Origin of the sequence: Lacinutrix himadriensis, assembly GCF_001418105.1 — a bacterium.
In the GTDB taxonomy this organism is placed as follows: Bacteria; Bacteroidota; Bacteroidia; order Flavobacteriales; family Flavobacteriaceae; genus Oceanihabitans; species Oceanihabitans himadriense.
In genome coordinates, this window is record NZ_LIQI01000027.1 from 151,834 (window position 1) to 176,750 (window position 24,917).

Annotated in this window: 21 protein-coding genes; 2 read left to right on the top strand and 19 right to left on the bottom strand. The window is 31.3% G+C overall.

Annotated elements, in window-relative coordinates; translation table 11 throughout:
- Window positions 1-7: 7 nt before the first annotated feature.
- From AMD28_RS13845 to AMD28_RS13870, 7 genes are all read right to left on the bottom strand, one after another.
- Window positions 8-1,906 (bottom strand): polysaccharide biosynthesis protein, encoded by a 1,899-nt coding sequence (locus tag AMD28_RS13845; protein ID WP_193787284.1) that lies wholly within the window; start codon window positions 1,904-1,906, stop codon window positions 8-10.
- The gene (locus tag AMD28_RS13850) at window positions 1,899-3,041 is read right to left on the bottom strand and encodes an aminotransferase class V-fold PLP-dependent enzyme (RefSeq protein ID WP_055445046.1); all 1,143 of its coding nucleotides are present in this window, start codon (window positions 3,039-3,041) and stop codon (window positions 1,899-1,901) included. Before AMD28_RS13850 ends, AMD28_RS13845 begins: the two co-directional genes overlap by 8 nt.
- A gap of 515 nt (window positions 3,042-3,556) precedes the next feature.
- On the bottom strand, window positions 3,557-3,742 hold the full coding sequence (locus AMD28_RS18930) for a hypothetical protein (RefSeq protein ID WP_241492519.1): 186 nt from the start codon (window positions 3,740-3,742) through the stop codon (window positions 3,557-3,559).
- Between the two features lie 89 nt (window positions 3,743-3,831).
- Window positions 3,832-4,533 (bottom strand): polysaccharide deacetylase family protein, encoded by a 702-nt coding sequence (locus AMD28_RS13855; protein ID WP_241492520.1) that lies wholly within the window; start codon window positions 4,531-4,533, stop codon window positions 3,832-3,834.
- Complete coding sequence (locus tag AMD28_RS13860; RefSeq protein WP_152975617.1) at window positions 4,530-5,120, bottom strand: sugar transferase; 591 nt, start codon at window positions 5,118-5,120, stop codon at window positions 4,530-4,532. The genes AMD28_RS13855 and AMD28_RS13860 overlap by 4 nt, the downstream gene beginning before the upstream one ends.
- Window positions 5,117-6,322 (bottom strand): DegT/DnrJ/EryC1/StrS family aminotransferase, encoded by a 1,206-nt coding sequence (locus tag AMD28_RS13865; RefSeq protein ID WP_055444737.1) that lies wholly within the window; start codon window positions 6,320-6,322, stop codon window positions 5,117-5,119. Before AMD28_RS13865 ends, AMD28_RS13860 begins: the two co-directional genes overlap by 4 nt.
- Before the next feature lie 5 nt (window positions 6,323-6,327).
- A complete protein-coding gene (locus AMD28_RS13870; RefSeq protein ID WP_055444738.1) occupies window positions 6,328-7,422 on the bottom strand; it encodes a glycosyltransferase in 1,095 nt (364 codons plus the stop codon).
- Window positions 7,423-7,573: 151 nt separating this feature from the next.
- Between AMD28_RS13870 and AMD28_RS13875 the strand changes: the two genes are divergently transcribed.
- Window positions 7,574-8,500 carry an ATP-grasp fold amidoligase family protein gene (locus AMD28_RS13875; protein ID WP_055444739.1) on the top strand — a complete coding sequence of 309 codons (927 nt, stop codon included), beginning with the start codon at window positions 7,574-7,576 and terminating at the stop codon, window positions 8,498-8,500.
- On the opposite strand, the gene asnB (AMD28_RS13880) is transcribed toward AMD28_RS13875, so the two are convergent.
- The 10 genes from asnB (AMD28_RS13880) to AMD28_RS13925 are packed head-to-tail and all read right to left on the bottom strand — an operon-like array spanning window position 8,497 to window position 21,279.
- Window positions 8,497-10,383, bottom strand: a complete 1,887-nt coding sequence (gene asnB, locus AMD28_RS13880; protein ID WP_055444740.1) for an asparagine synthase (glutamine-hydrolyzing) — start codon at window positions 10,381-10,383, stop codon at window positions 8,497-8,499. The two genes, AMD28_RS13875 and asnB (AMD28_RS13880), sit on opposite strands and share 4 nt — an antisense overlap.
- A complete protein-coding gene (locus tag AMD28_RS13885) occupies window positions 10,371-11,522 on the bottom strand; it encodes a glycosyltransferase (protein ID WP_055444741.1) in 1,152 nt (383 codons plus the stop codon). Before AMD28_RS13885 ends, asnB (AMD28_RS13880) begins: the two co-directional genes overlap by 13 nt.
- The gene (locus AMD28_RS13890) at window positions 11,512-12,450 is read right to left on the bottom strand and encodes a hypothetical protein (RefSeq protein WP_055444742.1); all 939 of its coding nucleotides are present in this window, start codon (window positions 12,448-12,450) and stop codon (window positions 11,512-11,514) included. The genes AMD28_RS13885 and AMD28_RS13890 overlap by 11 nt, the downstream gene beginning before the upstream one ends.
- Before the next feature lie 5 nt (window positions 12,451-12,455).
- Window positions 12,456-13,865 (bottom strand): MBOAT family O-acyltransferase, encoded by a 1,410-nt coding sequence (locus AMD28_RS13895; protein WP_055444743.1) that lies wholly within the window; start codon window positions 13,863-13,865, stop codon window positions 12,456-12,458.
- The gene (locus tag AMD28_RS13900) at window positions 13,855-14,949 is read right to left on the bottom strand and encodes a glycosyltransferase (RefSeq protein WP_055444744.1); all 1,095 of its coding nucleotides are present in this window, start codon (window positions 14,947-14,949) and stop codon (window positions 13,855-13,857) included. Before AMD28_RS13900 ends, AMD28_RS13895 begins: the two co-directional genes overlap by 11 nt.
- Window positions 14,949-16,793, bottom strand: coding sequence for an asparagine synthase (glutamine-hydrolyzing) (gene asnB, locus AMD28_RS13905; RefSeq protein WP_055444745.1), 1,845 nt, complete (start codon window positions 16,791-16,793; stop codon window positions 14,949-14,951). The genes AMD28_RS13900 and asnB (AMD28_RS13905) overlap by 1 nt, the downstream gene beginning before the upstream one ends.
- Window positions 16,794-16,796: 3 nt before the next feature.
- Window positions 16,797-17,897, bottom strand: coding sequence for an O-antigen ligase family protein (locus tag AMD28_RS13910; RefSeq protein WP_055444746.1), 1,101 nt, complete (start codon window positions 17,895-17,897; stop codon window positions 16,797-16,799).
- A gap of 1 nt (window position 17,898) precedes the next feature.
- Window positions 17,899-19,242 (bottom strand): murein biosynthesis integral membrane protein MurJ, encoded by a 1,344-nt coding sequence (gene murJ, locus AMD28_RS13915; protein WP_055444747.1) that lies wholly within the window; start codon window positions 19,240-19,242, stop codon window positions 17,899-17,901.
- Window positions 19,243-19,246: 4 nt separating this feature from the next.
- Window positions 19,247-20,194, bottom strand: coding sequence for a glycosyltransferase family 2 protein (locus AMD28_RS13920; protein ID WP_055444748.1), 948 nt, complete (start codon window positions 20,192-20,194; stop codon window positions 19,247-19,249).
- Window positions 20,185-21,279: a glycosyltransferase family 4 protein gene (locus AMD28_RS13925; protein ID WP_055444749.1), complete on the bottom strand. Its 1,095-nt coding sequence runs from the start codon at window positions 21,277-21,279 to the stop codon at window positions 20,185-20,187. Before AMD28_RS13925 ends, AMD28_RS13920 begins: the two co-directional genes overlap by 10 nt.
- 428 nt (window positions 21,280-21,707) lie before the next feature.
- Here AMD28_RS13925 and AMD28_RS13930 point away from each other — a divergent pair, with 428 nt between their 5' ends.
- A complete protein-coding gene (locus AMD28_RS13930) occupies window positions 21,708-23,228 on the top strand; it encodes a T9SS type A sorting domain-containing protein (protein WP_055444750.1) in 1,521 nt (506 codons plus the stop codon).
- A gap of 52 nt (window positions 23,229-23,280) precedes the next feature.
- Here AMD28_RS13930 and AMD28_RS13935 read toward each other — a convergent pair whose 3' ends face one another.
- On the bottom strand, window positions 23,281-23,649 hold the full coding sequence (locus tag AMD28_RS13935; RefSeq protein ID WP_055444751.1) for a DUF4258 domain-containing protein: 369 nt from the start codon (window positions 23,647-23,649) through the stop codon (window positions 23,281-23,283).
- 3 nt (window positions 23,650-23,652) lie between these two features.
- A complete protein-coding gene (locus AMD28_RS13940; RefSeq protein ID WP_055444752.1) occupies window positions 23,653-24,852 on the bottom strand; it encodes an alanine dehydrogenase in 1,200 nt (399 codons plus the stop codon).
- Window positions 24,853-24,917: the final 65 nt, after the last annotated feature.

Here is a 24,917-nt window from a genome sequence, read left to right on the forward strand (position 1 = left end):
TTTGAATTTATTTTACGTTTAAAACATCGTATTTAGTATTGTTAGGGGTGTATTCTGGTACGATACCTTTTATTAAAGATACTATTTCTATATTGGATGAAGTAGAATCTAAGTTTAATAAGTTTTTAATTTTTTCTAATTGACTTTCATTTACATTTCTGCATTTGGCAATCATTATTTTTTCGTTATAGGTGGGTTTTGTGTTTTCTCCATCTATTAATAGTTCTTCGTAAATTTTCTCACCAGGTCGAAGTCCGATTATTTTAATATCAATATCTTCTGGGTAATTTAGACCAGAAAGGGCGATCATATTCTTGGCTAAATCTATTATTTTGACTGGTTTCCCCATATCGAAAACAAAAATCTCTTCACCTAATCCCATTGCGGCTGCTTCAATTACCAATTGACTTGCTTCTGGGATGGTCATAAAATATCGTATAATATCTTTGTGGGTTACTGTTAATGGGCCTCCGTTTTCTATTTGTTTTTTAAATAAAGGAATTACAGAACCGTTAGAACCTAGTACGTTACCAAATCTCGTGATGATAAATTTTGTTTTTCCTTTTACTATATTTTTCTGACAGAAGATGCATATTTCAGCAATTCGCTTTGTTGCACCCATAACATTTGTAGGGTTTACTGCTTTATCTGTGGATATTAATATGAATTTTTCTGCACCATGTTTCATGGCAAGTTCTGCGGTATTATATGTGCCAAATATATTTACACTTACTGCTTCGAATGGGTTGTTCTCCATTAAAGGTACGTGTTTGTATGCAGCTGCATGAAATATAATTTCTGGTTTATAGGTGTTGAAAATTTGATCTAAACGTTGTTTGTTTCTTACGTCTGCAATAATAGTTTCAATGTTTGTTATTTTATTTCTTTTAAGTTCTTGTTGTAAATCATATAGAGCAGATTCAGAATTATCTATAATAACTAGTTTCTTATATTTAAAGTTGCTTAGTTTTCTAACTAACTCGCTACCAATAGAGCCTGCAGCACCTGTTACTAAAAGTACTTTATTGCTGTATTCGTCTGTTAATAAAGGGTTGTCTATTCTAATTGGTTCTCTTCCTAAAAGGTCTTCAATTTTAATGTTTTTTATTTGACCAATACTTAGGTCGCCATCAATCCAGTGTTGTACGTCTGGAACAATTTTCACTTTTAAATTTAAAGCGAAGAAAGACCCTGAGATTTCTAATAAGCGATTAGAGTTTATGTTTTGAATAGATATAATTACTTCATCTATTTTGTTTTTTTCTACAAACTCTTTATTTATTTTTTTTGGGTTATAAACATTTAGCATGTCTATTTTCTTTCCGATTTTACCTTCTTTATCGTCTAAAAAACCAAAAACCTTAATGTTGCTTTTTGCATCATTTGTAATAGCGTCATAGGTTACCATTCCCGAATTTCCGGCACCATAAATAAGTACTGTTTTTAAGCTTTCAAAATCATGAAACAGACTTCTGTACATGTGTTTAATAAAGAATTTCGCACCAATTATAAAGAAGATATTAAGCAGTAAATGAATGTATATTATAGACCCTGGGATATCAAAAACACTATCAAAATTATACTCTCTACTTATATAGGTTGTAATAATTAATATGGTTGCTAATATGTTTAGCCCAATAACAACGTTAACCACATCTTTTACTCCTGTAAATCGTACAACGCCTTTGTGTGAGCTAACTATTAAAAAACTAATTAATGTTGCGACGAATACAAATGGAAGTTGTTTTAAAAAGGTGTAAAAATTAAAATCTATTACAAAGTTGAATCTAATTATATACGCTATAAAGAAGGTGAGTAGTACAATGCAAGAATCAAACAGCAACACAAGCCATTTGGATGCGTATCTATCGGTTAGTTTTCTTAATATGTCGTTATAATTAATCAAAGTGCGATATAATTAATTTCGTTATTCGATTTAAATCTGTTTCTGTAAGACTAGATCCGCTTGGTAGGCATAAGCCTTTTTCATACAAACTATTAGAAACACCGTTTAAATATGCAGGAGCGTCTTTGTATAAAGGCTGTAAATGCATTGGTTTCCAAGAGGGTCTTGCTTCAATATTGTTGTTGTTTAATAATTCTAGTAAACGATCTCTTGTTTCTTTTGTGTCTAGTAAGATGCAAGTTAACCACCTGTTAGAAGTGTATCCTTCTGGTTCTTCTAAAAAGGTAATGGCATCCAAGTTTTGAAGCTGACTGTAATAATAGTCATGGTTTCTTCGTCTTAAAGCGACATAGCTGTCCAGAACTTTTATTTGTCCTCTACCAATTCCTGCAATGATATTAGACATTCTATAATTATAGCCAATAGTTTGGTGCTCGTATTCTATGCCGTCTTCTTTTGCTTGTGTAGCTAAAAAGATTGCTTTTTTCTTTAAAGCTTCGGTTTTGGTGATTAAAGCGCCACCACCAGAGGTTGTTATTATTTTATTTCCGTTAAACGAAAGAATAGAAAAATCGCCAAATGTGCCACATTTCTGATTATTAACCTGACTGCCAAATGCTTCCGCGCTATCTTCTACAACGGGAATGTTGTATTGATTAGATATTGCTTGAATTTGTTTTACATTATATGGCATTCCGTATAAATTAATAGCTATAATAGCTTTTGGTTTTTTTCCTTTTTTAATTCTATCTTTTATTGTCTTTTCTAATAACAAGGGACATATGTTCCATGTTTGTTCTTCGCTATCCACTAAAATAGGTGTTGCTCCTAAATAAACCACTGGGTTTACAGATGCTACAAACGTTTTTGTTTGGCATATAACCTCGTCACCTTGTTTAACTCCTAAAAGGGTTAATGCAAGATGAATTGCTGCGGTGCCTGAACTTAAAACCGTTGCGTTACTGTTCTGACTTAGATATGTTTCAATATCTTTTTCAAAACCGTTTACGTTTGGTCCTAAGGGAGCGATCCAATTTAATTTAAATGCTTCTGTAATGAATTCTTGTTCGTGTCCACTCATATGCGGTGGAGATAACCAGATTTTAGAATTCAGTTTAGATTCATTAATAGCCATATAAATATTGTTGTTTTTAGAGTATAAATCAAAAAAATACGACAAAGAACCCATTTAAACGTTCTTTGATTTAAATAATAAAGGTATTAAGTTTTATCTAGATTTAAACACGCTTTTGGGTTAATTTATTTATATAACAATAGTAATTGATTTTAATTGCTTTTTGCTAAATTAATGTGTTAGAGGGAGGTGTGTATAACTGCTTGTTATAGGTGTAGTTAAATATACGAAATTATGAGAATATAGTTACTTGTTTTTGTTTTTAATGAGGTTACTAGTTCGGGGTGTTCTTTATAATATATGGTTTCTTGTATTGTATTCGTTGTTTTATGAAAATAGACCATGGATGCCTAGTGCTTTTACGGTTGTTTAATGAAAGTGTTTTTTTGTTAAAACAGAGGGTTTTTGTTTTAAATATTTTCAATTTAGGACACGTTACTGCTTGGTTTTTATATTGAATTAAAAAAAGAAGTAAATAGGTTTATTGCCTTTTATATTAGTGAATTAGTGTTTTGTTATTTGTGAAATATTCCTGTTAAGTCTGTCATGGTTTTGCTGCTGAAATTATAAGTATTATTTAGCGTGCTATAATGAATAAATAACGTTTCTAGTGCCTTGAAATTCTCCTCTGTATTTTGTCCGAAATTATGTGGATGCCACCATAGGTGATAGTTTTTTTTGTGTTTAGCGGCATGCGTCATTCCTTTTTTTATTCGCTGTATTTTTAAACCCTCTAGAAAACTTAGTTTTTTACTGTAAGGTCTTAGAAATCTACTAGATGCGATGTTTACTATCCATGATGCATTTGTAACTCATGCGTATTATGTCCAGATATATTGAGGTACGCGTCTAGTAATCTAAATATTCTATGTTTGGTGTTTCCTAGTTGTTTGGTGTCTTTGGTATTGTACATCCAGTGGTTTTCAATCCCTCGATAGCTTAGGATGCCATGTTTTGCACAAACTTTAATGTAGCTTTCGTTTATTTGGTTTCTAGGAAAAACAATACTTTTTATAGGGATATCTTGTTGTTTCCCAATGTTTATAGTGGCTAGCAAGTCTGCTTCAAATTGTTCTTCTGTTTGTCCTGCTTCGTTGCAGTAGTAATGACAAAAAGTATGGCTTCCTATTTCGTGATTGTCATTTTGCTTAATTTGTTCTACTAATGACGTTGCGTAATGATAAGGATCTTTGGTTTCGTTGTTACCAATAGCATCATACAATCTATACGGACTAAAATTAGCATCGCTATAACTCGGTTTCTTTTTTGGGCTATACTGAAGTAATTCTTCTTTGTTTTTTGCTAATAGAAACCCAACAGTAGCAAAGGTTAGTTTGATGTTGTAGGTGTCACTTAGTTGTAATAATCTTGGAACAATTTCGGAAACCTTTTCTAATTGTGATTTGTAACTTTCAAGCGTACGAACATCAAAAACACCCCAAAATAATTCGAAGTCTAAAGAGATGACTAAATGCCCTTGGTTTAGTTTCATTTTATTATGGTTTGAAATGTCTTCAGAATAATTTTAACATCCGTAAATACCGAAGGATTAGCAATATACTTCTTGTTTAGTGCGATTTTTTTCGGCATAATATCTTCAATATAAAGCTTTTCGGGATTATCTGTATCCTTTAAGAGTTCTGCTTCGTCTCTAAATGCAATAGAAGCATAGTCTGTAATACCTGGTTTTACTTGAAGTATTTGTAAATCATCTTTAGAATAATGATCTACATATTTGCGAACTTCTGGTCTCGGGCCAACAAAACTCATGGTACCTTGTAAAACGTTTATGAGTTGTGGCATTTCGTCTAGCTTATATTTTCGCAGGAAATAACCAACTTTTGTTACTCTAGAATCGTTGTCACCTAGGGTTAATAGTCCTTTTTTGTCGGATCCTACAAACATGGTTCTAAATTTAAAAATCTTGAAATCTTGACTATTTTTACCAACTCTTGTTTGTCTGTAAAAAATGGAGCCTTTAGATTCTAATTGGATTAAAACAGCAATTACCACTAATATTGGTAGGAGTATTGTTAATCCTAATAGAGAAAAAAATAAATCAAATACTCTTTTTATCATATTGTGGTTTCTACAGCATTTGCAATTGTGGCTACAATATAATGTAATTCTTCTTCTGTTAACTGCGGATAAATAGGTAAAGATATTTCTGCTTTGTAATTATTAAAGGCTTTTGGATAATCTTCTATTTTATAACCATAAGATTTAAACAAAGTCAATAACGGCAATGGTTGAAAGTGTACATTGACAGCAACACCGTTTGCAGAAATCTTATCTATAATAGCATCGCGTTGTGCTTCGGAAGCATCTTTAATTCGCAAAGCATACAAATGACAAGAAGATATTTTTTCATCGTTTTGAAAAGGCGGTAAGACTGCCCATTCTTTGGCTGCAAAATACTCTTGGTAAAATGTAAAGATTTCTTTTCGTTTTCCTAAAATAGTTTCAAAATATTCGGGTAACTGCGCTACACCAACAGCGGCAAGTAAATCTGGAAGATTCATTTTTAATCCAGGATAAATAATATCGTATCTCCAACCACCAGCTTTAGATTTTGTAAACGCATCTTTTGTTTGTCCGTTTAAAGAGAAACAACGTAAGTAGTTATATTCTTCTTGGTTAACAAAAGGTTTAGGTAGGTTTAAGCAAATGGCGCCACCTTCGGCAGTCGTAACATTTTTTACTGCATGAAATGAAAACACGGTTATATCTGTAGTTTCGCCAACAAACTTGTTTTTATATTGCGCTCCAATTGCATGAGCAGCATCTGCTATTACTACAATTCTTCCAAGCTTTTCTTGGTTTTCGTGTGTGGGTTGAAATAAATCTCTAGTATTATCTACTAAATGATTAATAGCGTCATAATCACAAGGCCAACCAGCAATGTCTACTGGGATGATGGCTTTTGTATCTTCTGTTATAGCGTTCTTAATAGCTTTTAACGAAATATTAAAATCGTCTTCAATATCCACCATTATTGGAGTTGCGCCAACATGAATAACTGCTAAAGCTGTTGCAGCATAGGTGTAAGCGGGAATAATGACTTCGTCACCTTCGCCAATACCAAACCATTTTAGGGCTAACATTAAACCAGAAGTTGCAGAGTTTACACCAAGTGCGTTAGGCGCTTTTGTGTATTGACAAACAAGTTCTTCTAATCGTTTTACTTTTGGTCCTGTGGTAATCCATCCGGATTCTAAGGCATCTGTAACTTCTTTGATTACATTATCACTAATGTAAGGAGGAGAAAATGGGATTTTCATTTTCGTTATATTTTATGATTAATAGCTTGGTTAAAGATATTAATATATTGTTTAGAAACATTTTCTAAACTAAACTTTTCAACGTGTTTTAATGCGTTTTCGGCTAATTCATTGGCTAAATCGGTGTTGGTAGCTAGTCGAATCATAGCATTTGCTAGTTGTTCCGAGTTTTTTACTTCCACTAGTAATGCTTCTTTTTCGTGTCTAGCAAATTCTCTAACTCCGGTAACGTTTGTAGCAATCATTGGTAATCCAACTGCTGCAGCTTCTAATAATACTCTTGCGAAACCTTCTCTAAAGGTTGGTAATACAAAGGCATCCGAAGTTAAAAGAAGATCAAAAACATCATTTCTGCTTCCTAGTATATCTACAATATCTTTGTATTGGTCTAATATGTCTTGATTCAGTCGTTTGCTGTTTTCTTCTAAAGGACCAACAAGTAGTATTTTAAAAGTATGTCCTTTGTCTTTACAAATTCTAGCTGCTTCTAAAAGATTAATAATTCCTTTTTCGTAAACCAATCGCGCAACACAAATAAAGGTAAAAGGTGTATTATTTCGCTTTGCGGTTTTATGAATATTTTTTAATTCTATCCCGCTACTAAAAATAAGTCCGAAGTTAGTATCGGTTATTAATCCGTGAGATTTATATAAATTTTTATCGTCGTAATTTTGAAAAATAGTTTTAAAAATACGGTGTTTTACACTTCTATGAAGCATGTAATAAACCTTCCTTAAAAAGAAGCTAGACAAACTATTAGACATGAAGATTGTTCCTAATCCTGTTACCGTTCTTGTTATTGGTGTTTTTGTTTTTTTTAATGCTATTGGTAATAAAAAAGCGGGTTTGGTATCAAAGGTATGAATGACATCAAATTCATTTTCCGCAAAAAAAGTCTTGTACCATTTTAATGTTTTTCTGTCTGCAATAGGAGAGAAGTGCCGTACTAAATTATAAGGTACATAACGAATGTAATCTGGGAATTTACGAGAGCTTGTTCCTATTATGGTTACATCAAAACCTGCTTCTTTAAGATAGCTAGATAGGGAGATGCGTTTATGCACATCTTCGCCACCAACAAGACAGATTTTTTTATTCATAGATTAAATTTACAACTAAAATAAGATAAGTTTTTTGTTTACTGAAATTTGTTTTACATTAGAATAGATAAAACGCTATTTATGTTAAAGATTGCTAAGTATTTATGTCCTAAAAGCTGGATTCAAGAAAATAATAAAACAGAATCGTAATATGAAGCAATTTATATCTAATATATATCATAATACAAGATTGGGTTTTGCTGTTATTCAGCCATTTAAAAATGTATATGAATATTTACGTTATGCTTTAGTTGCAGATGAAACCGTTATAAAAAGGGAGTTTATAACAAATTTGGGTTATGTTCCAAATTTAGAAAATCCGCAGACTTTTAACGAAAAACTACAATGGTTAAAACTTAACGACAGAACGCCTTTACATACTATTGCTGCAGATAAGTACAAGGTTCGGGAATATGTGAAAGAAAAAATTGGCGAAGCGTATCTTATTCCTTTAATAATGGAAACTAAGAATGTTAGAGAGATTATTCCAGAAAATTTACCAGATTATCCTTTTATTCTAAAAACCAATCATGATAGTTCTGGTGGTATTATTGTTAGAGATAAAAGCCAGCACAATTGGATTAACGTACAAAACACTTTATCTAAGTTTTTAAGTATTAATTACTATTACAGATATAAAGAGTGGCAATATAAAAATATTGAACGTAGAGTTGTTGTCGAGGAATTGTTAATGGACAAAAGTGGTGAAATTCCATTTGATTATAAAATGCATTATTTTAATGGAAAGCTCGTTTTTACGCAAGTAGATATAGATCGAGAAAAGAACCATAAACGAAATTTGTATGATGCAGATTGGAACTTAATGGATTTACAATGGATTTACGAAACAGGAGGGGAAGTGAAAAAACCGAAGCTGTATGAAAAAATGATTGCTTTAGGTGAAACTTTTGCTAAAGATTTTTGTTACATAAGAGTTGATTTTTACCATGTAAACGATAAAATTTATTTTGGAGAATTAACCTTTCATGCAGAATCTGGCTGTGGTGCTTTTACTCCAGAACACTATGATGCAGACTTTGGGAAGTTATTGAAGTTGCATAAAACTAAGGTTTCTTAGATATACAAATTCACATACCATTTCTGAAACGTATAATACGTCCAAACCTTATAACTATTGTCTTCTTTGCCAGTTAAATGGTTATTTATTAATTGCTTAATATAATCGATGTTAAATAGATTTTGGTCTTCTAAAAATTTGGTTTCTATATAGCTTTCTAGTTCTTTTTTTAATCCAGAACGCAACCAATCGCCAACAGGAACTACAAACCCTTTTTTAGATTTCTCTAAGAAACCTTCCGGGAACTCCTCTTTAAAAGCTTCTTTTAAAATATGTTTTTTACTAAAACCTTTTAGTAAATAGTCTTCTGGTAAGCTATTGGCAAATTCCCAAAGCGATTTGTTTAAAAAAGGCGCTCTGCATTCTAGTGAGTTTAGCATACTTGTTCGGTCTACTTTAACCAACATGTCGCCTTCTAAACTTATGTGTCTGTCTATCTCGCGATATTCATGAACCGTTTTTGGTTGTTTTATGTTAGTCTTTTCTTTGTAGTAACTAAATACATTAGGTTGTATGCGGTCTGTTTTTAAAAGCTTTTCGGTATCGTTAGAAAATCCTAGTGAAATGATATTCCAGTAATGCTCATTGTTATAGTTTATGGCGTTTACAAACTTTTTAAGCTTAAAACGTTTCCCTCTATTATCATCTTTTGTTGTTAGTAATTTGTTTAAAACGCTTTTGGAAGCATTATGTAAAAACGCAGGAACCACGCTTGTATATTTACTGTTTAATTTACCAATATAATATTTGTTATAACCGCCAAAAACTTCGTCGCCACCATCTCCTGTTAACGCTACCTTTACAAAATCTCGTGTTTTGTTAGCTACCAAATAGGTTGGTAATGCGGAAGAATCGGCAAAAGGTTCATCGAAATTTAAAAGAATTTCATGAATGTTCTTTTCAATGTCTTTTTCTGAAATAATAAACTCATGATGATTACTATTAATCATTTTGGCTACTAGTTTCGACTTGTCAGTTTCATCAAACGAAGCTTTATCGAATCCAATAGAAAAGGTATCGATTTTTTGATTGTTCATTTGTGATAGTCCTAAGCTCACAATGGAAGAATCTACACCTCCGGAAAGAAATGTGCCAAGCGGAACATCACTAATCGAGCGACTTTCTATGCTTTGAAGCATTCGGTTTTTTAATTCCTTTTTTGCTTCCGCGAAAGCGATATCCTGCTTTTCGTTTTTTACAGTACTTATTGGATGTATTTCAAAACTATCTACTTCTAGATCATAAGTAATATAATGATTGGCTTCCAATTTAAAAATGTGCTCATAAATGGTAAAAGGAGCAGGAGTGTAGGTGAGTCTGAAATATAGGTTTAGCCCTTCTTTAGAAATTTCAGGTTTTGTATCTAGATTATTTGTAATCGATTTCAACTCCGAAGCCCAAAAGAAATTATCTTCGTTTTGGTGGTAATACAATGGTTTTTCGCCAAAAAAATCACGAGTAATAAATACTTTGTTTCGGTTTTTGTCATAAATACTAAAAGCAAACATGCCGTCTAAATCAGCAAAACTGCTTTCACCTTTAGCTTCGTAGAGTTTTAAAATGACTTCAGTATCGCTTTTGGTTTTAAAAGTAACACCTTGATTTTCTAATTGCTGTTTTAATTTTTGGTAGTTATAAATTTCGCCATTAAATACAATAACAATGCTTTTGTCGTCATTATAAATAGGTTGTTTTCCGGTGCTTAAGTCAATAATAGAAAGCCTTCGCATTGCCATAGCAACCGTTGCTGGGCCTTGATTTTCAACACAAAAACCATCTTCATCTGGGCCACGATGATAGATGAGTTCATTCATTTTTTTCAATGTATTGTTTACATCGTCAAGGCTTCTGTTTTTACTGATTAAGCCATTTATTCCGCACATAAATACATATCTATTAAATTTTTTGTTTGCTTTCCTATTTCAGAAATATCGTACTGTTTTGCTTTTTCAAAACTTAAATCGCTATATTTTTTTCGCGCTTCTTCGTTGTTTTGATAATAGGTAATTGCTTTTGCTAAACCTTTGTTGTCATCTACATTTACTAATAGTCCGTATTTTGCTTTAGAAAAGCTTCCTTCTTCAATTTGTATGTGTTCGTTATCATTTAATAACTCTAAAGGACCAGACTTGCAATTGGTTGCAATTACAGGAACTCCAAGCGACATGGCTTCTAGAATAACGTTTGGAAACCCTTCAGAAAGAGAAGTTAATACCAAACAATGATGTTTTAGTATTTCTTGATCTATTTCGCTACTGTTTCCTTTAAAAGAAACTATTTCATTAAGGTTTAAAGTAGTAGAAAGGGATTTTAATTCTTCCTCTAAAACACCTGCACCATATATATTTAAACGTACTTTATCTTTAATGAGTGGTATGCTTTCTATTAAGCTGTTGTAATTTTTAACAGGGTTTAATCTGCCAACAGCAACAATTTCAAAAGGTTTGTTTTCTTCTGGATTGTTAAGGAAATCAGGTTTTTCTTCTAGTGTGTAAATAGGATTGTAAAGTACATGAGCTGGTATTTTAACACCAAAATTATCTTGTAAATCTTTATTTATGTGAATGGAATTGGAGAATAAAGCATTGTTTTTATTGTAAAAATAGTTTACCAATTTTTTTCCAAAGGCACCGTAGGTTTTAGAAGGAAAACAACGTTCACTAACTATAGTTATTAGTTTGGGGTTTCTTATTTTAGTAAAACCATTTATAATATTTTGTTTAATTAAAAACGAAATACTAATGTCTATTTCATTTTCCTTTAAGATTTTTGAATACTGCAAAGCGCTATATAAAAAAGTGCTTAATTTAGACCATGAGGAATTATTGTAATGCTGACTTTTTTTAGAGATGCAAATCACATTAACGTCTTTATGTATAGGTAAGTCAACGGTATTAAACATGAGCACTAAGGTTACATCATAGTACTTTACAAGCTCATTTACAAGTCTGCAAACCACGCGTTCTGTACCGCTAAAACCAATAAATGCAGCAAATAATGCTATTTGTTTTTTATTCGTCATATATATTTAAATCTTTACTTAATGCTTCCGAGAAAGCTTCTGCACCTTTATTAGACATGTGTGCAATATCTACCCAATAATCTAAATGTTTGTTGTCTTTAAAGAAATTGGTATAATCATGATATTCAATATTTAAATCTTCTAATGTTTTTTTTAATGCCATGTTATCCTCAGGACATTTATCAATGTAAATAGGAGTAGTAATGGTAATTAGCTTTTTATTATTCGCAGTACAAAAGGATTCTACTTCTTTTAAATAGCTATTAAATAACGGATTGATTTTTAAGTTTGTATTACAAACAATAGAATCATTACGTTCTAGGATGTTTTTAAATATTTCTTTTTGCGTACTGTGGACTTCCATGGGATCATAACCATAATAGGTATCTAAATCATATTTTGGAAAAATGGCATTTTTAAGAATTCCTAAAGCCAAACCATTATAATCGATACACCAATAAAATTTTTGAAAAGGAGTAGTTAATTCTGCTCTGTCAAGTTCTTCTTTTATTATAGGATTGGAATGATATTTAACCATTAAGGTTTTTGTTTCTAGTCTATTATAAACTTCTCTGTAAGCGACATCTGGATCTATTTGAAGAATAACCGTTTGCTTAAGATCTTTTGGAAGCAGTTTTATAAGTGTTGCACTATATGCTATAAATTTACCATCGACTCCCATATTAAAACTGGAAGCGTCTAATTTTTTAACATCTATATGGTGATTTGCTCTTGAGCTACCAAATACAATTAACTTGGTAGTGTCTTTTATAGATAAATAGTGGTTTAATTTACCAATAGCTTGACCAGAGTAAACCGTGTCGCTAATTTTGGTTATAGAATAATAAACGATTTTATCTACAACATAAGACACCACGACAATGAAAGCGATAAGTTTTAATGATTTTATGAGTTGTTTTTTATTCATAACCTTTAAAATTGAAAATAAATAAAATTGTTAGACGTTGAGTAAAACAAACTAGTAAGTAGTATTATGGCCGAAACGATAACACCTAGTTTTAACGGACTAAATGTGCGACCTAAAGTTTCTAAATCTTTATCTGTTTTGAATAAATACAGGTCAAAAGACATACCAATAGCAAGCATCGCTAATCCGGTTACAATAGCATTAATATCTCCAACAAAAGGGATTTTAAATTCGAAGAATATTAACTTTTTTATTATTTGAATTGCGGTTTCAAAATCTTGCGCTCTAAAAAAGACCCAAGAAAGTAGTACCACACAAAAAGGGTAGATATAACCAATCCAACCAGCATTTTTAATTTTTAGCGTTAAAAATATAATTTTTTCACCAACAAGTAATAAACCATGAATGGCTCCCCAAATAGCGAAATTCCAGGTGTTACCATGCCATAGTCCGCCAATTATCATTGTGATCATTAGATTTCTAAAGGTGAAAATTGCTGAGCCACGACTTCCGCCTAAAGAATAATACAAATAATCCCGTAACCATGAGGATAGTGATATGTGCCATCGTTGCCATATATCTGCGATGGAGTTTGAAAAGTATGGCAGTTTAAAGTTTTGATTAAATTTGAAACCTAAAAGTTTTGCACTACCAATTGCAATGTCTGAATATCCAGCAAAATCAAAATAAATTTGATAGGCATAAAATACAGTAGCGAGTAGCAATGTGCTGGAATTGTGCACATCTGGACTTGCATATATGGAATCTACATAGATACCTAAATTATCTGCAATAACTACTTTTCGGAATAGTCCAACCGTGATTTGAAAAATACCATCGTGAAACCATTTTTGTTTAAACTTTCTTACTTTTTCAATTTGTGGTAATAGGTTAGAGGCTCTTTCAATTGGACCTGCTACTAATTGCGGAAACAAACTAACAAAAGTAAAAAAGGCTATAATATCTTTTGTAGGTTTAAAGTTGCCTCTGTAAATATCTATGGTGTAGCTTAAGGTTTGAAACGTGTAAAAACTGATACCAACAGGAAGTATAATATTTAATGTTATTGCATCTACTTGCCAACCGAAAAGGAGCATCATTTCTGCAAAACTTTCCGTAAAAAAGTTGAAATATTTAAAGGCAGCTAAAAGTCCTAGATTAGATACTAAACTTAGTCGTAGCCAATTTTTTTTCGCTTTTACCGAATCGGTTTCATAAATTTTAATTCCTATATAATAATCTATAAATGAACTATAAATTATTAAGGACAAGAAAGTCCAATCCCAATAGGCATAAAAGAAATAACTAGCAACTAGTAATAATAAGTTCTGCTTTTTTAGATCTTTATTTAATAGCCAATACAGAATGAAAACTGTAGGGAAAAAGATTAAATATTCTATCGAGTTAAATAGCATAGTTTGGGGTTAGTTTAATAAATAATTCTTCGTATTGACTGATGATTTTTTCACTGTTAAATTTACTAGTCACCACATGATTTACAGCATCAGGTGAAAAAGAAAAATTCTGGTTAAGTTTTGTTAACTCAGTAACACACTCATCAACCGTATTCACAATAAAACCATTCTTTCCTGTTTCAATAATTTCATTAATTCCTCCTGGTGCATTAAATGCAACAACGGGTGTTCCAACCACACAGCTTTCTATTAATGCATTTGGAAAACCTTCCGAATAAGAACCGAGTAAAAAGATATCACTTTTTCTTAAAAAATCTTCAACATTTTTCGTGTAATTTATCTGAGTTACTTGATTTTCAATTCCTTTACTTCGAATTAAATTTAAGATGTTTTCTTTTTCATTGCCATCTCCAATCATAAAATAATGAAAGGGGAACGCTAACTGAGATAAAACTTCTATTATTCTATCGTGTCCTTTTTCTTTACTTAATCTACCAACAGTAATAATTTGCAATGGTGTTTCTTTATTTCTTGCTTCTTTTTTTGGTGATGTATTTGAAGTTATTGGATTGTTAATTAGGGCTGTTTTACTAATATCTACGCCATAATTGGTTACCATGTCTTTCTGCATATCTTTAGATTGACAGATAACGCAGTCTACAAGAGTGTAGGCTTTTACTATAAGTTTCTTTAAAACTTTTAACCTACTTCCTTTATCATGTTGTGCTAGAACACTTAAAACATTAGCTTCTCTAGCTGCAAATTTTATTTTAGGAAAAGCAATAGATAGGAACGCTATAATAGTATTTAAATGAAAAATAGAACTTACTACAACCTGTGGTTTTTGGGTTCTAAAATGATTAGCAATAGTAAATACTGCTTTTAAAACTCTCGTTTTATTTAAATAAATGACCTGTAAATCGCTAACATCATATACAGTGTCTTTTTTAAAGCCAACCACTAAAAGGGTAGGCTGAAAGATTTTTTTGTCTATGTTTTGTGCTACAAAAGACAATATGCGTTCTGCTCCGCCAGCAGCTAGCGAAGGAATTACAAATGTTATTTTAATCTTTTGTTTTTTCATTATTGTATTGTATAACCAGTTCCATTATTATCTAGCCATTGTTTTAAAACTAGCAATTGCCAAATTTGTGCGTACCTGTTCCATTCACCATCCATATGTTGTTTGATGTATAGCTGTACCTTTTTTACATTAATATTAGGTATTTGTTTTAAGCTTTTTTCGTTTAATGTATCTAAGACATATTCTTTAAGTTCTGTTCTAAACCATTCGTCAAAAGGAATTGCAAATCCTGCTTTTTTTCTGTCAAATATTTCTTTTGGAACATGCTTATATAACACATCTTTTAAAATGCGTTTTTGGTTATTTCCAGAATACTTGAAATCTGTTGGTAAAGAGCGAGCAAATTCTATAACTCTATAATCTAAAAGAGGAGCTCTTGCTTCTAAAGAATACGCCATGGAAGCTCTATCTACTTTGGTATTTATATCCCAATTTAGATAGGTTTTTATATCAAAATCGGACATGCGTTCCAGTAAATTTTTGTTTTTATGCTTTAAGTATTTTACTTCTTTTAAGTCATAGGTTTTTTCGTTGTTATTTATCCAAGAGATGTCTAAACCTGTCTGAGCTTCTAAATACAAATCTTCTATAGATTTAAATTGTAGCGCTTTAGCCATTATTTTATGTCTGTAATTTGGAGACATGTGAATTAGGCTAGATGCTATTTTTCTTAATGGATAAGGTATCATATTTGCGTAATTACCTTTCTTTATCCAATTGTATCTATGGTAGCCAATGAAACTTTCATCTCCACCATCACCAGAAAGAGCAACTTTTACGTTTTGGCTGGTATATTTAGCTAATAACATAGAAGGAATAGCAGATGAATCTGCAAATGGTTCATCATAATAATGACAGAAATTGGATATTAAATCAATACCTTCCTTGTAGTTACATTCTATAACATGGTGTTCTGTTTTTAAGTGATCTGCTACTTGTTGCGCATAAACACTTTCATCAAATCCTTTTTCATTAAATTTTACACAGAACGTTTTTATTTTACTTGAAGTAGATTTTGTAGCAAGAGCCGCAACCATAGATGAATCAATTCCTCCAGATAAGAAAACTCCAACAGGCACATCGGCAAATAATCTTCTTGAAACCGAATCTTTCAATAGGCTTTCCAGTGTATCTTTTGCTTCTTCATAAGAACCTTTAAATAGATTTTCTGCTTTGTAGTCAATATCCCAATATTCTTTTTGCGTATATTTTTTTGTAGTTAAATCGTAATTAAAAGAATGACCAGCATCGAGTTTCTTTATTTCATTGAATATAGAATATGAATCCGGAACATTTCCCCACGCTAAATAATAAGAAATACTTTGACTAGAAATAGATAAATTGCTATTATGAAGTTGAATAGAGGATATCTGACTAGCAAATTCAAAATCATTATTACTTAAGTTATAATAAAAAGGTTTCTGACCGGTTCTATCTCTAGCGCCAAACAGAAGTTGTTTTTTTTCGTCGTAAATAACAAAAGCAAACATACCATTTAGCATGCTAACAAAGGCATCACCATATTCTATATAAGCAGCACAGATAACTTCTGTATCACTAGTTGTTTTAAATTGATGCCCTTTGTCTTGCAGTTGTTTTTTAATTTCTAAAAAATTATAAATCTCACCATTAAAAACAATATGTGTATGGTAATAAGAAAATGGCTGATTAGACCTTACATCTAGGTCAATTATGGCAAGGCGGTTATGTCCGAAAATTAAATTATGATTTTTCCCAACAGACTTCCAGTCTAATTTGTCAGGCCCTCTAAATGCTGTCCTCTCTAATTTGCTTTTAACTTGAGAATCTGTATATTTTATTGTTGTTCCGTATATTCCACACATAATTTAAGTATAGTTTATTTCATTATTATATAATTTGGTATAAAGCCAAATGGTAAAAAATAAGATGATATAATGGTAAAAATAATTATGAGAAGTTAATAAATACGTGAATAGAACTATGGCGATATAGAAGTATTCTGCATTTGTTGTAAACTGCTTTAAGCTTTTAAAAATTAACGCTAAATAAAAGATAACGATAAGCAAAAACGGAAGTATTCCAGCTTCTCCTAAAACCATTAAAAAGGTATTATGTACCCCAACTTTGGTTACACCATAACTAGATTGAATACCTTGCATAGAACCATATCCTTTTCCAAATATTAAGTTGTCCATAATATCATCGGTATATAGTGCCCAAGTTTCTTGTCTAGATTCTCTGGTTATGGTTTTGGTTTTCACTTCGCCAGATGAAAATAAACTTTCTAAAGCTTCAAATCTACTTGTGTTTAATTCAAAAGCAGGCGTGTTTAAAATCACAATAAACCCAACAATTCCAGCAAAAAGACCAACGGCATTTTTTCTATTAGCAAAAAGAGATGCAACATTAATTATTACAAGCATTAGGATAAAATACCTGGATAAGGTGGCGAGTCCACCAATAGTAAATATAAATTGGGCTAATAACTTATATTTTTTTTCGGTAATAGTATAGGTAAGTGTAAAGCCAAGAATACATATTAAACCAGCATTATTTGGGTTTACATATAGACCAGCATATCTTCCATATTCATCCGAATACATCAAAGCATTAATTATGACACTTACTGCACCAATAAATAAATAAAAACAAGCTTCTTTATTGGATGTGTTTTTTGCTACTTCCGTAATGGAAATAATGAATAAAAAATAGCGAAATATATTTTTAACATAAAGAGAAAAATCACCCGAATAACTAAAGCCTCCAATAGAATAATATAATATTCCTAGAAGTAATAAAGGTAGAAGTGGTTTGCTTTTTTTTACAAAAAAATAGTACAGAAATAATGCTACAAGAGATAATGCACTAGCTAAAGATCCCAAAGCAGGATTAAACGATATTAAACCAAACATAGGAAGGTTTAATATGGTTAATGCAAGGATAGTATGCTTTAGTATTTCTTTCATTTTATAGGGCTAGCAATTGCTGTTTTTTTAATTTGTTTGTATATTTTAAAAAGGAAATGAATCTAAAAATTTGAATTAAAGTGGTGCATAATGCTATTCCCATAATGCCGTAATATTCCATTAAAATAATATCTAAGATAATGTTTAATATTACAGATATTAACGCGACATAAGCCATATATGAATTTTTATTAATACTTGTTAAAAAACGAACAAGGATTATTTCGCAAATAGCAAATGGAAGACCTAGTAAAAATACACGTTGAATATTTGCTACTATTTCTGTGTCTTTTTCTGTAAACGCATCCCGTTCGAAGCTTAATTCTATTATAAAATCGGAAAGAAAAATTAATACTATAGATACAATTATTAAAGCTCCAAATAATCGTTTTAATATGTAATATAATAATCTAAAAGCTTCTTCTCTATTAGTGATAGATAGTTTTGAAAAATAGGGCAGAAGTACATTTCCTAATGCCATTACAATAATTGCTACGAAAAAGGAGGGAATACGAAGCCCATAGTTTAATGCAGCAATAGAACCTATTATTAATTGTGCCGCAAAAAACTGATCGGTTGCAGAAATTAATCCTGTTAGAAACCCAGACGATACTTTTGCTGGGACTTGTTTAAACATGGTTACCGTATTTTTTGCCAAAAAATCGGGTTTATTAAGCGTTATGATGTTTTTATTAATTGCTACAATCAATAAAAATAAAAATTGTACTATACTACCAGCTAACATTCCTACTGCGAGTACTTTTTCTTGCAACTGTTCTTTAAAAAAGAAAAGGCAAATAAGCATCGTTATAGAAGTGAATACAGGATAAATTGAAGAGTATCTAAATTCGTCATAAATATTTAGCAAACCACTTAATAAAGAGGCGAAACCCCAAAAGAGTATACATGGCAATAAATAATATAGCTGCGTTTTTACTAAATCGTAATAATCTTGCGTATGTCCTTTAAACAGGGTTTCTAAAAAAACGTCTGTAAATAAATAAGAAATAACAATAAAGAATAAAGCTATAAGTAAGGTGATAATAAAACTAGCAGATTGAAATGCGCCTATTTTATTAGTAGATTTTTTTTCGGCAATATAATTAGGAATGAATACAGCCTTAAAAGCATTTATAAAGACCTCGCTAACAAAGCCAGGTAATAAAGCGGCAATAAAAAAGGTGTCTAGTAATTCGGATAAACCAAAAGTTCCAGCAACTATAATTTCTTTATAGAAACCTAGGCCTTTTACAAAAATGCTAATAATTGCAACGGTTACAATATTAATAAAAGTAGGACTTTTTATTAGCTTTTTAATGGATGCTATGAGTTGGAGTTTTTTCAATGTCTTATAAAAATCGTTTAAAAGGCCAGCCTATAGTAAAAAGGATCGTTAGCGTATTACTTTTAATTGCTTGTTGGTATTCTTTTAAATGAAATTCTAGATATCTCGAAGCTCGCAATAAGGTGTACGTTCGTTTTAAGAAAAGCTTCGGGTTTTTTAATAAATGTTCTTTGTAATACCAGTTTAGTATGGATAACGAATATATAGCCATTCCAAAAGCATCTTTTTCATGATTTTGAATGGATATAGCATTTATAGTATCTAAATAATAAGTACGTAGTGTTTTGTTGATGTATTTTGTTTGAAAACCTTGCTTGGCTATAAACTCCCATATAATTCCTTCCGGGATATAGCCACGAGAAAAAATAGCATTATTTATCTGAATGCTCTTTAAAATATCGGTTTTAACGAAACCCCATTTTTCTAAAGCATTGGGTTGCTCCATTTGCTGTCTAAATGTATTGCTATAATGTGGTGAAGTTTTAAAAGGTTCTCCAACCAAATTACCAAATTGGTCATTACATAAACAGGTTACGCCACTTATCATTTTTTGTTTTTCAAGAGGAACGGAATCATACTCGTTTTTAAATACTTCTAAAGCATCTACAGTACATTCATCATCCGAATCAAAAGGTAAAATAAATTTCCCCTTTGCCATTTCGATGGCCTGTATAAAGCAAGCCATTTTATGTTTGTTGGTGGCATTGTTAACGTAATTCACAGGAAACGTTGCTGTTTTTATTAACTCTAATGCAACTTCATGCGAATTATCTTTAGAACCATCATTTATTAAAACCAGTTCAAAATCTTTAAAAGTTTGCGCATTCAAAGATTTAAAAACACGTTCTAATGTATCTGCTCTATCATAAATAGGAGTAAACACAGAAAATGTATAGCTATAGTTAGCTGGTTCTTGTTTTTTATATGTAGGAATTAAATTTGTTAAACGCATACCTTATATATTAGTTCTTTCCATTTTTGTCCAATAAAATCAACTTCAAATTTTGAAGTGTTTTTCATTGCGTTAGTACTAAATGTATTCTGAAGATTTGTATCTAAGATTAATGTTTGTAGCTTGTTTTCTAATTCTAATTGGTCATTAACAGGGATAAGAAATCCGTTTACAGCATCGTCAATTAGTTCCGAAGGACCAAATTCACAATTAGTAGAAATGCATGCTACACCAAAACACATCGCTTCAATTAAAGCATTAGGAAATCCTTCGTTGTTAGAAGTAAAAACAAAAATGGAAGCGTTATTATAGTATTCAGAGATATTAGAAACATTTCCTAGTAAAATAATATCCTCTTCCTTATTAAGACTTTTAATTAAAGATTTTAGATAGTCTCTTTTTATACCATCACCGGCAATTTTAACTTTCCAACCATTTGCTTTAATATTAGCAAAAGCTTTAATTAATAATTCTTGATTTTTTGTGTTATCTAGTCTTCCTACGCTTAAAATATATTTTTCTTTTGTTATAGATGAATCTAATTGTTTTAATAGCTTATCAGAAAGCGGATTGTTAATTACTTCCATTTTAGAAGCGTCAATAAAATCATTGTAGTGCTTTTTTACAGCATCCGTTTGTAGCACTAATTTATTTGCTGAAGGATATAATTTTCTTCTGATTTTTCTCCAAGTAGTATTGACATCATCTAATTTAGGATGCGCGCGTTCATTTATGATACAAGATGCTTTGGTGAGTTTCGAAATAATAACCGAATACACATTAGCGGTAGTCATAAAACCGATAATGACATCGATTTTTTCTTTTTTTATGATGCTATACGATTTGTATAATAATTTAAAATGCGTACTAATGGATGAAAAAAAGCTTTTCTCTGGGGAATATGCTTCCAAGCAATAAACGACATTAATATTACTTTTAAGGGTATAGAATGGTGTGCACTTATAAAAAACAATAATGGTAATATCAAAGACATTACAAAGTTCGTTTGAAAGTGTGGACACAACTCTCTCTGCTCCCCCGACTTTTAGGCTAGGTATAATGAAAGCAAGTTTTTTTCTTTCCAAGAAATTCTTAGTTGTAGTATAAGGTATAAAATAGGAATACCTAATATTGATTAATAGCTCAATAAAAGTAGTAATTTTTTAGGTTGTAGTGCTAATACTTGATACATATTAGATGAAATACCTCTTTTGTATATAAAGTGTATACATATTTTTCTTACAATCAGATAACCAGATAATTAAGTTTGATTTTTTTTTCATTTAAAAAATCCAATTAGCCATTTGATGCGTATATAGACTAATTTGCATTTCTCAAAGTTAGCGTAACAGTTTGACTTAGTATCGATTAAGAGTGAATAAATGCCTACAAATAACCATTTTTGTAATTAATAACTTACAAAAAACGTGTATTTTGTCGAATATTTTGGAAGTTTAACCGATTAATGAAATGAAATTATAATTTAGCACAAGATTAATAGCAAAACCCTAAAATGAGAAAAAAATTAATTAATAAGTTTCTGTTTAGCAGAAATTTAGAGAAAGCACTATTGTTTACATTTTTAACCTTTAGTTTAAATGCACAAGCCCAAAACTATCCAGACCGAGTTTTACTTTCAACAGTAAATTATCAATCGTACGAAGCACCTACTGGATCATTACCTGAATATTTAGAATCTTTTACTGAAAATTTATCAGGAAGTAAAATTACAAGAATTAGTGATAAAAATGTCTTTGGTACAAGTTCCCAAAGAATAAGACACAATTACGCTAAAGATCAAACATGGAATTCAGATGGGACTTTAATAAAGTTGGCTGGTTACCCTGCAGCAATTTTAGATGGTGAGACTTTCGATTTTTTATACTGGAGAGATATACCTTCTTATGGTAGATGGGCAAATACAGAGCCTAACTATATGTATGGTACTTCTGGAAACAAATTTGTAAAATATAATGTGAGTGATAATTCAAGAGTTACACTAAATACATTTAGTGATTATGCAAGTGTTGATTTTGGTTTTGGAGAAGGTAACCAATCTAACGATGATAAATACGTTGGATTAATTGGTAAAAACGGAAATGATAAAACTTTAATCGTTTACGATATTGAACTAGATCAAATTGTTGGTACTAAAAACGTAGGGTCTAATGGTAATTTAGATTGGTTTTCTATATCTCAATTAGGAAACTTCGCTGTAGTAAGTTGGGCCGATAATGGTTCTGGTTCTACACAAGGTTTTAAATCGTATGATATTAATTTAAACAATGAAATACATGTTAACTCACATACAGAACATGCCGATTTAGGAGTTGATGCTAATGGTAATGAAGTAATAGTATCTTATAACGGACCTGAAGGATGGAACGAAGGTTCTTATGTGTATTCTGCAAGACTAGATGGAGGAGGAGTAACTAATTTATTTGAATATCCTGGAGGAATTTGGGGTGGTCATATTAGTTGTAGAAACACAGATAGACCAGGTTGGGCTTATGTAAGTGAGCAATGTTGTACTAGTCATGATGTCGCTTCTAGAGAGATATTTGCAATAAAATTGGATGATTCTGGAATTGTAGAGCGTTATACGAAACATCACAATAATGTAGATCCTGGTTATATGCACTCTGCAATGGCAGTTCCAAATAGAAATGGTACAAAGATTTTATTTGCCAGTAATTGGGAAAACAATGAAATCATGGGAGATGCTGCACCTCCAGCTTGGATTTTAGAATATCCGCAAACACAGTTAAGTGTAAACGATAATCAAATAGAAGATAATGTATTAACAGTGTATCCTAATCCAACAGATAACATAGTAAACATTAAAGTTACTGGGCAGAATAATTCTATTTCTGCAATACAGTTACATGATATATTAGGAAGGTCTTTAATAAATGATGTAGTGAATAATGAAAACACATTAACACTAGATTTATCTTCTTATCCAAAAGGTGTTTATGTTTTATCTCTAAACATTAACGGAAAGAAACAAACGAAGAAAATTATTAGAAATTAGTCTTTCTATTGCATATAAAAAAAGCTTCCTATATACTTAGGAAGCTTTTTTTTTACCATTTAATATCTTGAAGCGTAGCAATACTATCACAATTCTCTACTGTAAGTATTACTTCTTTATCGTCAATATAGCTTTCAATAGTATAAATACCACAAGGTTTTTGTCTGGTGTTACTCATACTAAAATCTACATCTCCTTTTAAAAGCGCATTTTTAATCGTTGCGCTATCTACTTTTCTATCCGAAATAAGTAAATCCACGTTATCGCTATAAAGTAGCGTCTTTGTGTTTATGTTTTTTATTACTCTAGCCTCGGGACCGTAGGCACAAGAAGCCTTTTTTCCGTTTAAAAAGAAAGCTAGAATTACTAAACCTATAGAGAAACCTCCAAGGTAAAAGCCAATACGTTGTATTAATTTCACAATTTAAAAAATAAGTAAGTTGATATCGCTGTGTTTTAAATCGAACCATTCACCAACAGATTTGTTAGTTAAAATTCCGTGGTAAAAGTACAACCCATTTTTTAATCCCTTATCAAATCTTAAAGAATTTTCTAAACCACCATCTTCGGCAATTTTTAAAAGATAAGGCGTAAACATATTGCTAATGGAAATAGAGGCTGTTCTAGCAAATCGAGCAGGAATATTAGGAACACAATAATGTATTACACCATGTTTAATAAAAGTGGGATGTTTATGTGAAGTAACCTCACTAGTTTCTATACATCCTCCCATATCAATACTAACATCTATAATAACAGCACCCGATTTCATGTTTCCAACCATGGCATCTGTAACAATAATTGGTGCTCTATTTTTTCCTCTAACTGCTCCAATAGCAACATCACATCTTTTTAAAGCTTTTGCTAAGTTTTTTGGTTGTAGCGTAGAAGTGTAAATAGTCATTCCTAAGTTGGTTTGCATTCTACGTAATTTGGTAATCGAATTATCAAATACTTTTACGTTTGCTCCAAGTCCGATAGCACTTCTAGCGGCAAATTCACCAACAGTTCCAGCGCCAATAATAACAACTTCAATGGGAGGAACACCACTAATATTACCAAACATTAATCCGTTACCTTCATTAACATTACTTAGTAATTCGGAAGCAATAAGCACTGCAGAAGTTCCTGCAATTTCACTTAAAGATCGAACGGCAGGATACGAACCATCTTCATCTCTAATAAACTCGAACGCTAACGCAGTAATACGTTTACTAGCCAAGGTTTCAAAATACTTTTTGTTTTGTGTTTTTAATTGTAGCGCAGAGATTAATATGCTTTGCGGATTTATCAAATTTATTTGATCTAGAGTAGGAGGTTCTACTTTTAAAACTATTGGGCAACCATATACTTTTGCGGTATCATTAGTGATTTTAGCACCAGCTTCACTATAATTTTTATCGCTAAATTTTGCACCTTCACCAGCTCCAGTTTCCATTAAAACGCGATGACCATTACTAACAAGAGCAGAAACGGCATCTGGAGTTAGGCAAACACGCTTTTCTTGAAAAGCGGTTTCTTTTGGTATACCTATAAAAAGGTTTCCTTTTTGTTTAAAAATCTCAAGTGTTTCCTCTTGTGGGAGTAATTGTTGCTTAGTAAAAGGAGATAATGGTTTAGACATATTTTGGACCAATTTATTGGTAAGTCAAATTACGAATAATTTTAATTTATATAAAAATTAAAAAT